General features: G+C 60.9%; 8 protein-coding genes. 3 read left to right on the plus strand and 5 right to left on the minus strand.

Going from position 1 to position 13,163, the window contains the following annotated elements; translation table 11 throughout:
- Positions 1-99 precede the first annotated feature (99 nt).
- Complete coding sequence (locus tag IPM39_17235) at positions 100-1,365, minus strand: hypothetical protein (GenBank protein ID MBK8987784.1); 1,266 nt, start codon at positions 1,363-1,365, stop codon at positions 100-102.
- Positions 1,366-1,523: 158 nt separating this feature from the next.
- Between IPM39_17235 and IPM39_17240 the strand changes: the two genes are divergently transcribed.
- From IPM39_17240 to IPM39_17250, 3 genes are all read left to right on the plus strand, one after another.
- Entirely contained in the window at positions 1,524-3,272 is a 1,749-nt protein-coding gene (locus IPM39_17240; GenBank protein MBK8987785.1) for a CapA family protein, read from the plus strand.
- A gap of 141 nt (positions 3,273-3,413) precedes the next feature.
- Positions 3,414-5,969, plus strand: coding sequence for a transporter substrate-binding domain-containing protein (locus IPM39_17245; GenBank protein ID MBK8987786.1), 2,556 nt, complete (start codon positions 3,414-3,416; stop codon positions 5,967-5,969).
- A gap of 191 nt (positions 5,970-6,160) precedes the next feature.
- Positions 6,161-8,704: a transporter substrate-binding domain-containing protein gene (locus tag IPM39_17250; GenBank protein ID MBK8987787.1), complete on the plus strand. Its 2,544-nt coding sequence runs from the start codon at positions 6,161-6,163 to the stop codon at positions 8,702-8,704.
- Positions 8,705-8,762: 58 nt separating this feature from the next.
- Here the strand turns inward: IPM39_17250 and IPM39_17255 are convergent, their stop codons facing one another.
- The 4 genes from IPM39_17255 to IPM39_17270 form a co-directional block, all read right to left on the minus strand.
- Positions 8,763-10,025, minus strand: coding sequence for an alpha/beta hydrolase (locus IPM39_17255; protein ID MBK8987788.1), 1,263 nt, complete (start codon positions 10,023-10,025; stop codon positions 8,763-8,765).
- 25 nt (positions 10,026-10,050) lie between these two features.
- On the minus strand, positions 10,051-11,028 hold the full coding sequence (locus IPM39_17260; GenBank protein MBK8987789.1) for a hypothetical protein: 978 nt from the start codon (positions 11,026-11,028) through the stop codon (positions 10,051-10,053).
- Entirely contained in the window at positions 11,025-11,729 is a 705-nt protein-coding gene (locus tag IPM39_17265; protein MBK8987790.1) for a hypothetical protein, read from the minus strand. The genes IPM39_17260 and IPM39_17265 overlap by 4 nt, the downstream gene beginning before the upstream one ends.
- Positions 11,730-11,896: 167 nt before the next feature.
- A complete protein-coding gene (locus IPM39_17270) occupies positions 11,897-13,105 on the minus strand; it encodes a polymer-forming cytoskeletal protein (GenBank protein MBK8987791.1) in 1,209 nt (402 codons plus the stop codon).
- Positions 13,106-13,163 lie beyond the last annotated feature (58 nt).

Genomic DNA, 13,163 nt, shown 5'->3' on the forward strand with positions numbered 1-13,163 from the left:
CTTTGGCTTTTGTAAATCTCCCCTGCTAACGGCGAAACAGGGGCAAATGTTGCGTCGCTCATCCACCGCTCATGAAAGCGTCGCCCCGACCTGCCACGTCTAGGGTTGTTCCCGAATGGTTACGTAGAAAAAATCCCGTTCCGATTGGCGCAGGTAACGATCTGTCCAGGTGTCCATACCTTCCGGGAACAAGGGGATCGCAGTCAGGGTTTCGTCTGGGCCGGCGGCAGCGGCCGTAAAATGCACCCACGATTCGTTAATGTCCAACAACAGCCCGTCTTCCACACCGGCGGCGGCCATGGCGGCCGCCAGGGTGGGCATACTCATGCTCGGTCCGGCAAAAAAATAAAGCACATCCTTCTCCGGGCCGATGCCGAGGCCAGACCGCCAGGTGACGATGTTGCCATTGATATTGCCGCCCCAGGTGGTAATGGACCCATTATAAACACGCGGGTTAATTTCGCCATCTTCCACCACCAGGCGGGCATTTTGTCGCCAGGCAGCCAATTCATCGGCGGCCGAAAAATCTTGCCCCCATATGCCCACGTCCACATCGCCGTTGGCGTAAATGGCGACGGTGGCGTAGCCATCTTTGGCCGGCAGGGCCACCAGCCCGCCGGACATCGCGCCATATTCGCCATGCGATGCCATAAAACCGCCGTTAAACGTCGCCACCAGCCGGTCGGCTTGCAGGTGTTCGGCAGCGATGAGGCCGCTGCCGCGCGGGCCAGAAGCCAGGGATGGCTCTAACGTTCCCAGGACGTAATGCAGATTGACGCGGCTCAGGTCGAAGGCGACGACAGCCACCAGGGCATACGGCCGTTCCCCATCCGGCTGTAAAAAGGTGCGCAGCCCCACCACATCACCGGAGGCGCTGCTCAGATAAGGCTGCCACTGCCCCTCACCCGCCAGATCGCCAAAAGGAACCAGCGGCGGCAGCGTCCAGGGGGCAGGCGTCGGTGATGGTGTGGCGCTGGGCAGGGAGGTCGGGGTTGGCGGCTGCGTGGGCTGAGGCGTGGCGTCTGGCGGCAGCGGCGTGGGTGAAGGCGTGGGCCAGGGCACGGCCGTGGCTGTTGGCGGTATGGTGGCGGTGGGGAGAACGGCCGTAACCGCTTCCACTTCCCAGGGGGCGGCCGCCTCTTGCAGCCCCAGGCTGTACTGCGTTTGCCGCACCCCATCTTGCACAGCAAACAGGCCAGTCTCCAACAGCGCCACGCCGCGATTGCCAATTATTTGCCGCAGCGGGCGCGCCACCCTGGCCCCCAACCCCGGCCACCGGCTGACGGCCACAATACCCATCACCCCCACCAGGGCCAACACCCCCACCAACACCAAGGCTTTTTGACGGCGCGTACTTTCTCTCATACTTTGCTACAAGTCAGATTCAACTATACTTAACAAGGTGACAAAGTGACATCTAACAAGGTGACAAAAATGTCAGCTAATGACATTTGTGAGTATACAATCTCATTAGCTGTTTGCTGAACACCAAACAGTGAACAGTGACTACTGAACAAAACACCATGAACCAACATCTATCCCGCTTCTTCTTAGGATTTGCCCTGCTGTGGTTAGCCGCCTGCCAGGGGAATACGCCATCCACCACGCCCATAGCCTTTGGACTGCCAACGCCGATCCCGGGAGGCGCTGCCACAGTTGAAACACCCATCCTACCCACTGCCACTTTACCACCGACGGCCACAATTGGCACGCAAACGGCCGTACCCACCCCCCTACCCACCCCCAACGCCACGACCGCTACGGCCGCCACGGCCGCCACGGCAGTTCCCTGGACCATCTTCGTGGCCGCCGACGCCCCGCCGGAATTCCACCCGGCCGCCGCCAACCTGGCCGCCCACGACGGCCGTTTCCGCGCCGGTGACAGCGCCGCGACCAGCGACGTGGTTATTACCACTCTAGCCGGCGACGCCGCGCTGGCCGCCTGGGTTTACGCCGTCGCCGCGCCATTCCCCACCATCCCCGACGGCCTGAGCCTGGAGGATTTACAGGCGGCCTGGCAAACAGGCCAGCTCACCCTGACGGCCGATGTAAACGCCACCCTGCGCACTTTATGGGGTGAACCGGAGCAAACGGCCGTTATTGTGCCCGCCGCCGAATTGGTAGACAGCCTGTGGGCCGCCCAAACCGGCTACGACGACCTGCACCTGACGGTGCTGCCCTTCGACCAACTAGAGCCGCGCCTGAAGGTGCTGCGGCTGGATGGCGCGGCCCCCATCACCCCAGACTTTGACCCGGCTACCTATGGGCTGACGGTTGCCGTTAGCGTCACGGGCGATGAGGCGGCGGTAACGGCCGTGCGCGACCTTTGGGATGGCCCCACCGGCAACCGCGACCCCGCCTTCATCACCACCATTGCCATGACTGGGCCGGCGGGAATGCGCCGCGCCGTGGCCGACCGCATGGAAAAGTACGGCCATACCTACCCCGCCGAAGAAACCGGCCCCGTCCTGCAAGCGGTAGACATCGCCCACATGAGCAATGAAAACGCCTTCGCCCCGGACTGCCCACCGGCCGACCCCTACGACAGCGACAATGTCTGCAATCGGGACGAATATGTGGACCTGATGCCCTGGATGGGCATAGACGTGGTGGAACTAACCGGCAACCACCTGAACGATTGGGGCGCCTGGGCCATGCTGCACACCCTGGATCTGTACGACGAATTGGGCTTCCACATCTTTGGCGGCGGCCGCAACCTGGCCGAGGCACAAGAGCCGCTGCTGCTGCAACACAACGGCAACAAAATCGCCTTCGTTGGCTGCAACCCGGTGGGGCCGTACCTGGGTTGGGCCAGGGCAGATTACCCCGGCGCGGCCCCTTGCGACGACTATGGCCTGATCACCGGCCAGATTCGCCAACTGGCCGACGAAGGGTATACAGTGATTGCCACACTGCAATACCTGGAGGATTATCAGTATGCCGTCTTGCCGGAGCAGCACGCCGCTTTCCGGGCGCTGGCCGACGCCGGGGCAGCGGCCGTTTCCGGCAGCCACGCCCATCATCCCCAGGGCTTTGCCTTCCGGCCCAATGGCAGCTTCATCCATTACGGCCTGGGCAACCTGCTATCTGACCAGATGTGGACGCTGGGAGCGCGGCAAACGTTTATTGATACCTATGTGGTCTATAACGGCCGTTTGCTCAGCGTAGACTTATGGACCGGCCTCACCGAAGATTATGCCCGCCAGCGCCTGATGACCGCCGTCGAGCGGCGCGACCTGCTGCAAGCCGTCTTCGACGCCAGCGATTGGTAGGAAAATCAAAGGTTGCCCTGGATAAGGGCAATGGTATGATTATTGTCAAGTGCAGTGCGCCATTTTATCGTCTTATTCCAGGTTTCTGTTTACCTAACGCCGAACGTACCAGACCCGGAACAGCATCTATCTTGGAGGAGTATGTTAGCTAAACGCAAAATTTCCCTTTGGTTGCTTGTAGTGGCGGTGCTGACGGCCGTCAGCCTGCTGGTCGCCTGTTCCGGCGCAGACCCCAAGCCAACCATCGCCCCCACCGCCGAAGTGCCGCCGCCCGTCATCACCACCCCAACCGCCGACGCGACGGGTGACGATTCCTGGAGCAGTGTCCAAGCGGCCGGTAAACTGGTCATCGGCGCGTCGTTCGATTACCCACCCTTTGAATATTACACCGAAGATTTTAAACAAACCGGCTACGATGTGGCCCTCATCAACGAGATTGGCAAACTGCTGGGCGTCGAAGTCGAAATCAGCGACATGGCCTTCGATGGCCTGGGCGACGCCCTGCTGCTCGGCCAGATTGATGCAGCCATCTCTGCTATCTCTGTGACCGAGGCCCGTGACGCGGTGCTAGATTTTTCCAACGTCTATTACGTCAGCGAAGACGGCATTTTGGCGCAAAAACAGATGGCGCTTGGCTCCATCACCAACGCCGCACAAATTGCCCCGCTGCGCGTCGGCGTACAGCGCGGCTCCGCCTTCGCCGACTGGATTCAGGACGAACTGATTGAGCCGGGATTGATGAGCGAAACCAACCTCTTCGTCTACTTGCAGGCAGGCGACGCCGTGCGCGACCTGCGCCAAAACCGACTGGACCTGGTGATTGGCGATTTGCTGCCGGCGCAGGTAGCCGTCGGCGCGTTCGACGACATCGAACTGGTGGGCCAGGGGCTAAACCTGGAGCGATACGCCATTGCCCTGCCGCCCGGAGCCGCCGCTTTGCAGACCAAATTGAACGAAGCGCTGATTACGTTACAGAACAGCGGCCGTCTGGCCGAACTGGCCGCCGAATACCTAAACCTGAATCCCGACGAAGTCCTGCCGGTTCCCACACCCGATCCCAATCCCCAACCAACACCCGTGCCGCCGCCCGCGCCCGCCTGCCGCGACGGTATGACCTTCGTCCAAGATTTGAATTTCGACGACCAGAACATGACCGCTCCGCCGCAATTTGCGCCGGGCCAGCCCTTCCAGAAAAGCTGGCGCATTCTCAACAGCGGCACATGCATCTGGGACAGCACCTACACCTTTGTATTTGCCGGCGGCAACGTGCCCGCGGCGCGCATGGGCGGCCAGCCGCAAACCATCCAACGGGCCGTCGCCCCCGGACAAACCTACGACGTGTCTGTGGACCTCGTGTCGCCGTTGGCTCCGGGCACTTACCAGGGCTTCTGGACCATGCGCAATCCTACCGGGCTGTTGTTTGGCAACCGCGTCTGGGTGGGCATACAGGTGATTGGCGCGCCAACGCCCACGCCCGCGCCCACACAAACCCCCACGGCCGACGTCAACTTTACGGTAGACCGCACCACCATCCGCGCCGGGGAATGTGTCACCTTCTCCTGGAATGTCAGCAACATCCAGGCCGTCTTCTTCTATCCACAAGGAGCCAACTGGCAGAACTTTGGCGTGACCGGTCAGGGAACCAGCGTGCAGTGCCCGGCCCAAACCACGACCTATGAACTGCGTGTTTTGCGCCGCGACAATACGTTCGACATCCGTCAGATTACCATTTTTGTGGAACAACGGCCGGGCGCGCCAGTGATCAACCGCTTTACGGTGGACCCAAACCAGATCAACGTGGGGCAGTGTGTGGCGATTACCTGGCAGGTTTCCGGCAGCGTGAACACGGTGCGCATCTTACGCGGTGGCAGCCTGGTGTGGGATGGCGCGCCAATTAGCGGCTCTACAAGTGACTGCCCGCCGGGTAACGGCCGTATCGCCTACGTCATCGAAGCTGTTGGTCCTGGTGGGACCAGCCGGGAACAGCGGGACATCACCATCGTCCAGCCCACGCCACAGCCGATTCCGCCAACGGCCACGCCGCCCATCGTCCCCACGGCCACGCCGCAGCCGCCGATCATCAATTCCTTTGTTGTCAGCCCTGGCCAGATTACCACCGGGCAGTGCGTCAACATAGCCTGGAATGTCAGCGGCGGAACCAACCGCGTGAACATCCTGCGCAACGGCTCGCCGATTATTGATGGGGCGTCGTTCAGCGGCGCGTTCCCCGACTGCCTGAACCAGACCGGCACGTTTATCTATCGCCTGGAAGCAACCGGCAGCGGGCAGACGATTACCCGCGACCAGACAGTGACCGTCTCGGCCGCCGTGCCGCCTACGCCCACCCGCTCGCCGCTGGTCGGCGTTAATTGGACGCTGGCGAACATGAACATGAACCAGATATTGCCAGTGGGTCTGCTGATTACGGCCGTCTTCGATGACAACGGCCGTGTCAATGGCAGCAGCGGCTGCAATACCTTTAACGGCAGCTACAGCGCCAGCGGCAATAACCTGACCATCGGCCCGTTGACCGGAACCAACATCGCCTGCGACGAGACCACGATGCAAATTGAGCAGCAGTTCCTCACCCTGTTCCAATCGGCGGCCACGTACAACATCTCGGCCAACGGATTGATCATTTTCAACAGCAATGGTCAGAACGTGTTGAACTTTAACCAGCGAATTACCCCCCGCTAATCTCTGGCGAACCTGGTTGTAAAGAAACACCCGCACGGCCGTTAACGGCCGTGCGGGTGTTTTTTGTATCTCATCATTATGTAGACAAATTTCGGCCAATTATGATATAACTACTCGCGTCGGGAATTCGATTATGTTCATTTCGGCCTCCCGCGTCGCTGCCAGAGGCCGAGCAGAAGATGGAGGAATAGATGCCCAGAAGACAATCCAACATTCTATTGGTCATTCTAATTGCCGCCGGACTGGTTGTGGCGATTGCCTTTACGTCGGCGCTGCTCAATTACTTCTCCAATCCCCGGCCGTCGGCCACAGCAACGCCCATTCCGCCCACCGTGCCGGCCGCCAGCGATCCCTGGGAACGCATCCGCTCATCCGGCAAGATGGTCGTTGGCACGTCCCTGGATTACCCGCCATTCGCTTTTTACAACGACGCTTTCCAGCCGGAAGGGTTCGACATCGCCCTCATTCAAGAAATCGCCCAGATATTGGGCGTGCAGGTTGAACTCAGAGACACGTCGTTTGACGGGCTGGCTGGGGCGCTGCAGCTGCAACAAATTGACGTGGCCATTGCCGCTATTTCCGTCACGCCGGAGCGGGAAGCCTCGTTCGATTTTTCCAATGTTTATTTTGTCAGCGACGACGCCATTCTGGCCGGCCAAAACGCCAACATCGCCAGCATTACTTCGGTAGGCCAACTGGCGGCTTACCGTGTGGGGGTGCAGCGCTCATCTGTCTACCAGCGCTGGCTGCAAGATTCGCTGGTAGCCACGGGCCTGATGCCGGCCGAAAACCTGCTGATTTACCAACAGGCGACACAGGCGCTGGATGATGTGCGCAACGGCCGTATAGACCTGGTTGTTCTCGATTTGCCACCGGCGCAAACGGCCGTGATTGCCGGCGGTGTAAAAATCGTCGGCCAGGGACTCAACCCCCAGCGTTTAGCCATCGGCCTGATCAACGGCGCGACCACCACCCAGACCCAGATCAACAACGCCCTGACCCAACTGCAAAATTCCGGCCGGTTGAATGCCCTGGTGCAGCAATACCTGGGCTTACGGCCCGAGGAAATCGCGCCGCTGCCCACCGCGCTGCCGGTCACGGCTACACCCTTCCCCACCGCCACGCCGGTCGCCTGCATTGACCAGATGACCTTTGTGCAAGACCTGAACCTGGACGATAGAAACATGACCGCCCCACCGGAAATTTCACCGGGACAGCCGTTCCGCAAATGGTGGCGTATCCGCAATTCGGGAACCTGCACCTGGGACAATCGCTACGCCCTGGTCTTTGTCAGCGGCAACTCGCCGCTGGCGCAAATGGGCGGCCAACCGACCTTTGTTCAGGGCCAGGTACTCCCAGGCCAAACCCACGACATCTACGCCGACTTGGTTTCGCCGCTGACGCCGGGCACATACCAGGCATTCTGGTCTATGCGCAATCCGCAGGGACAGATCTTCGGCAACCGCATTTGGGTGGGCATTCGCGTGCCCAGTCCGGCCACACCAACGCCCGTCGCCACCCAGACGCCCGCGGCCAACATCCAGTTTACAGTGGACCGCACCAACATCATCGCCGGCGAATGCGTTAATTTTAGATGGACCGTCACCGGAGCCAGGTCGGTCTTTTTCTACCAGCGGGGGCAGAATTGGCAAAACAGCCCTGTGGCCCCTTCTGGCGCGCGCGCCGAATGTCCGCCGCAAACGGCCGTTTACGAACTGCGGGTCATCCGTCAGGATGGCAGCGTCGAAGTGCGCGAAATTACCATCCTGGTCCAGGCGGTGAGCAACGCGCCGACCATCCACCGTTTTACAGTGACGCCGACGGACCAGGTAACATTGGGACAATGCGTCAGCCTGAACTGGTGGGTGGAAGGCCAGATCAGCAATGTACGCCTGTTCCGCGACAATACCGTCTTATGGCAAAGCGCCCCGGTCAACGGCTCCACGTCCGACTGCCCGCCGCAGGTGGGCGTCGCTACCTATCGCATTGAGGCCACCGGTCCCGGGGGAACCAGCAACCGCACCGAAACCATCACCGTTGTCGCGCCCACCCAGCCGACGGCCACGCCGCCGCCCATTCCGCCCACGCCCACCGTTGCCCCGCCGCAAATCCTCTCCTTCAGCGTTGCGCCGGAACAAATTCAGGCCGGGAATTGTGTCAACATTAGTTGGAGCGTCGGCGGCACGGTGACAACCATCCGCCTGCTGCGCAACGGGTCGGTCATTCTGGACAATGCGCCCGGCAGCGGGGCCAATCCAGACTGCCTGAACGACGCGGGCACGTATACGTATCGCCTGGAGGCCAATGGCTTAGACGGCCGTCAGGACGCGCAGCAGCGGGTGATCACGGTCAGCGCCCCACCCAGCGTGCCACCCCTCAGCGATACATCCTGGCGTCTGCTGTACTATTATGATGGCGTGGGGGCATTGGTCTCGCTGCTAAACGGAACGGAAGTGACGACCTTGTTTGGACCGGGGACACAAGTCAGCGGAACCGGCGGCTGCAATACCTACACGGCCACCTTCAGCGGCCAAAACGGGCAGATCACGATCACCCCCCTGAACAGCACCCAAATCCTTTGTGCGGACCCGCCGGGCATCATGCAGCAGGAGACGCGCTTCTTCCAACTGCTGCCGCAGGCCGCCACCTACCAGCTCAATCCCAACGAACTGCTGATCAAAGACGCCACCGGCCAGGTCATCCTGCGCTACGAGCCGCTGATCAGCCCGCGGTAAAAAGCGAGAGATAGGGTGTAGAGATAGAGTAGAGTCTCTACACCCTATCTCTACACTTTTACACTACCAGGGCCAGGAAACGTTCCATGTAGTAGACGGCCGTTTGCGCCGCCGGTGAGATGCGCGGAAGAACAGACTCGAAGCTGTGTTCGCAGCCGGGCAAAGGCAAATAGACCACCGGCACACCCACCAGATGCAGCGCCCGGCTCAGGCGCGCCGCCGCTTCGTGGTCTACCAGCACATCGTGGGTTCCGTGCAGCAGCATCGTCGGTGGACAGTCGGCGTCCACGTAGGTGATGGGCGAAATCAGCCGGTACATCTCCGGGATGTCCGCCAGCGGCCCCCCGACCAGCGCCGAAAGCCCCTGCTCCCAGCCATCTTCGCCAATCCGCTGCAAAATCCGATTCAACCGTCCGTTCACCCGCTCCGATAAAACGGTCTCAAAGCGCTTTTGGAAATCTTCGTGCAAGGCCACCATGTCTGGTGGCCCGTAGTAAGAGATCACGGCGCGCACGGCCGTATCCCCGGCCAACACTTGCCCCGCTTCATCTCTAGGTTGCAGGGCGCGATAGTTGGGCGTGTAAGCGGCCAGCAGCGCCAGATGGCCGCCGGCCGACTGACCGGTCAGCACAATGCGCTCCGGGTTCAACTCATACTCGGCCGCATGTTCTTTGAGCCAGAGGATAGCCCGTTTCACGTCCATGACCATGCCGGGCAGCGAGGTGTGGGGGTTGAGGGTGTAATCAATGTCCATGATCAGGTGTCCCTGGCTGGCTAACTGACGGAAATAGGGGAATTTGGTGATGTTGCGACGGCCGTAGCGCCACGCCCCGCCATGCACAAAAATCATCGCCAGGCCAGACGGAGCCACGCCTAACGGCGGTCGCAAAATATCGGCCACCAGCGGCGCAGTGACATCGGGGTTAAAGCCGTAGACCACGTGGCGCTGCACCCGACCCACCGGTTCGTCCCAGACCAACGGCCGCCAGCGGCAGGGGGTAAAGCGGGCGCGCATCACAACCGGGATGCGCGCGTCCCACTCCGGGCCAAAGGCGTCAATCAGGGCGGTTTCACGGGGGCGGGTGATGTCGGCGAAATGGTGCAGGGCAGCGGCCGTGCCGGCCACACCCAATCCCATCAACAGTTTGTCCCCCCGCCGCCGCCCCTGCAGGGCCAGCAGCCAGCTAACCACCGTCAGCAGCGGCGACAGCGCCGTCGCCAGCAGCTTAATCGGCCAGAAGAAAAAGTGCAGCATGCCGCTGCGTGGATTCACCAGCGCCGCAGCGGCGACAAAGGTCACCAACAAACTCAAATAGCGCATACGCCTACAGAACCACCCTGTCTGCCTATCCCTCTGGCTCCCCAAGACGCCCCACTGGCTGCCGCCGCACAAACTCGCCAACCAACGCGGCCGTTTGTTCCACGTGAGTACGGCCGTCTGGTAGTGTGGCCTTGTAATCGAAGTAGTCGCCGCGCCCGGTGTGGCGCATGGGGCCGGGGTCTATGGTGAGGATACGGCCGTCTTGCTTCGCCTGATTCCAGGGAGAATAACGCATCATCGGCCAGCGCCCCGGATACAGCACAACGCCAATGGTGGGGAAATAGTCAATGGCGCTTTGGAGGTGCAGCACCTGTTCGGCGTAAGCCACGCCCGGCTCGGCGGCAATAACGCCGCCGATAGAGGCCACGTAGACCGGCGCGTCCAACGCCTGATGCAGGTAGGGGACCACGCCAACGGCGATTTGCCCGCCGCCGCTCCAACCCATCACCGTAATCGGCTTGCCGCTGCCCGGCTGGTAGCCATGTCGCAGCAGGCTCAGGGCAATCTCGCGGGCTACGCCAACGTTGTAAATGGGACCATAACGCGCGTCGCCGGATACCCCCACTTGCATGAGATTGCGCATAAAAATCAGCGCCGCCACAAAACCGGCGCGTCCTTTCAGGCGGCTGTTGTGGATTTTTTGCCACAGCCAGGCAAACTGCCGTTCGCCGTTGAGTGGGTTGTTGCTGACAGAAAAGGGGAATACATCGTGGATGATGACCGCGTTGGGGACCTGCGCTTGCAGTTTGTCCAAAAAGCCGCGCTCGCGTCGGGAAATGTCCTCGGCGGAAATGCCGCCAATGGCCGTGAGATACACCAGGAAATAATCGGCGTCGGCGGCGGGTGGCAGAGATTGGGTAGATGGCCGGGCCACAACCGCCCGCCGTTTAGACCAACCCGACCACCAGCCCAGCGCCTCCAGCGGGGCAGCCAGGGCCATGAAAAAAAAGAGCAGCACACCCAAGCCCACCAGGCAGACCAACGGCTCAATCACCATATTCATGATGGCGCCGCCTCATCTGAACCGTCGGCGAGCGGCGGGCGGGACGCGGCCCGCAGATCTTGGACAAAGCTGTCCACCGCATCGGCCGTAGACAGTAGTTCCGGCGCGCCGGCGGTAATGCGCCACAGATAGCTTTCAACGGCCGTTACCAGCGGAAAGCGCGTCGCCAACTCCAGAAACAGCCAACCCAACAGGCAGCAAACCACCGCCTGCCAGAAAGCCAGGGGGAAAATGACCATCACCGCCGCCACCACGCCGACCACAATCCAGACCCGCAGAAGAATGTCTATGATGCCGCCCAAATAGGGCAGCAGCACCAACACGCCATACAGCAGCGGTGCATAACTCAGGCTGACAACAATCAACACGCTGCGGAAGGGCTGCTGTGCGCCAAACAAGTAAGCCGCCAGCAGCCAGACCGTCGCCGCCCAAAACAGCACCCCCACCAACAGCAGCAGCGACGACAACGCCAGGCTGAAGACAAAACGGCGGCGCGGGATACGATTGGCAAACAACACCACACTCTGGCCCAAAGTGATGGACAGCCCGGATACAAACAACGCCGCCACCGACAAACGCGCGCCGCCTGTTTGGGCCAACGCCGCCTGGTAAGCCGCCGGGTCCAACGACAACACTCCGCGCATCAGCCCCCACAAGGAGGCCAGGAAACCACCAACCGTCGTCAGGTCAAATTGGTACATTTCAGTGTTCAGTATTCAGTGTTCAGTATTCAGTGTAACGGAGTACGGAATACGGCACGGTTCATCGAGCGAAACAACTTCTTTACAAATTTACGCTGAATGACACGCTTTCTTGCTAAATTTGTAAAGCACATATCACCTGGAATGAGCCAAGCCCGGTTTCCGGTTTACTTCCCCTCAACGGCCGTTCCCGTTCTCTTAATCCGAATCTCCAGATAGGCGCTGGCTGCCGCGCCCAGGCCGATGAAGGTCACAATCATGCTCAAGGCCCAGCCGGCGTAGGGGATGGAGGCCAGCAGCACAAACAGGACCAGCCCCACCAGCAGCGGCCCAAAGCGACGCGGTCCATCGGTATCGGGAAACACCCGGTTTAGCAGCCAGCCGCCAAACCAGGCAGCCACAATCACCTTGCTAAGGTACGACACAAACAGGATAAAAATCCAGAAACCCAGGCTGAGCGCCGACAAAGAAATGCCCCACCAGGTAAACGCCAGCCCCCACAACGTCGCCAGACCCATCCCTGCGCCGACGGCAAACAGCACCAACAGCAAAACCAGTGCGCCAGTGAAGCCGATGACATAAACCGCCAGACCAGAACCAGCAGTGGGCAACGGCCGTTTGCCCACCTGTCCCGACCATTTTTGCAGCCAAGCGGGGCGCAGCCACAACATCAGGATGCCCACGATAAGATAATTGATGAGCAAACGGCCGTTTCGCGCCAGCCAATCGCCCAAAGCGACCAACTGCGGGTTCACCGGTTCCGCCTGCGCCTGTACCCGGTACATCGTCCCGCGCCCTCGCGTGTCAATCGTCAGCCCTGGCTCCAGAAAGGAGACCGGCTGGCTGGTGGTGACGCGGTTGAGCATATTCAGCACAAAGCGCACCACTTCGATCAGGCCGATCACCGCCTGGGTGTCGCGCTGCACACTGCCGCCCAGGCGGGCGCTAAAAGTCAGGGCATATAGGTCGCGGGCCACGTTGGAGCCGCGCTCGGTTAGCAGGTTCAGGCCCAGAAAATAGAGGCTGCGGTTGAGTACGGCCGTTCCGCCCACCTGCGCCGACACCGAGGCCAAGTACACGCTGCCGCCCACTTCGCCGTTAATGATCACCTTATCGCCAACCACAAACAGGCTGCCGCTGACGCGGCCATCTACAATCACCGTACGCCCGACAGCAAAAACATCGCCGTCCACCACGCCAGACAGGCGCACATCGTTGCCACTGAGGATCACATCACCTTCAATTTCCTCGCCGAGGGCTACCCGGTCACCCAGGATTATGCCTTCGGCGCGCGCTGCCTGGGTAACGCCCAAGAGCAGCACTATGAGCAAAAACACGGCCGTTTTCCGACCCCATCGCATCGTCGCCTGACTCATCCAAATCCTCCTGTTAACCAAAATGAAACCGCCTTCCGGGTACCACACATAGACCCGA

This window comes from Candidatus Leptovillus gracilis (assembly GCA_016716065.1).
GTDB classification, from domain to species: Bacteria; Chloroflexota; Anaerolineae; order Promineifilales; family Promineifilaceae; genus Leptovillus; species Leptovillus gracilis.

Coding starts and splice junctions, on each gene's coding strand:
- IPM39_17235 (MBK8987784.1), bottom strand. CDS start 1,365: ATGAGAGAAAGTACGCGCCGTCAAAAAGCCTTGGTGTTGGTGGGGGTG.
- IPM39_17240 (MBK8987785.1), top strand. CDS start 1,524: ATGAACCAACATCTATCCCGCTTCTTCTTAGGATTTGCCCTGCTGTGG.
- IPM39_17245 (MBK8987786.1), top strand. CDS start 3,414: ATGTTAGCTAAACGCAAAATTTCCCTTTGGTTGCTTGTAGTGGCGGTG.
- IPM39_17250 (MBK8987787.1), top strand. CDS start 6,161: ATGCCCAGAAGACAATCCAACATTCTATTGGTCATTCTAATTGCCGCC.
- IPM39_17255 (MBK8987788.1), bottom strand. CDS start 10,025: ATGCGCTATTTGAGTTTGTTGGTGACCTTTGTCGCCGCTGCGGCGCTG.
- IPM39_17260 (MBK8987789.1), bottom strand. CDS start 11,028: ATGAATATGGTGATTGAGCCGTTGGTCTGCCTGGTGGGCTTGGGTGTG.
- IPM39_17265 (MBK8987790.1), bottom strand. CDS start 11,729: ATGTACCAATTTGACCTGACGACGGTTGGTGGTTTCCTGGCCTCCTTG.
- IPM39_17270 (MBK8987791.1), bottom strand. CDS start 13,105: ATGAGTCAGGCGACGATGCGATGGGGTCGGAAAACGGCCGTGTTTTTG.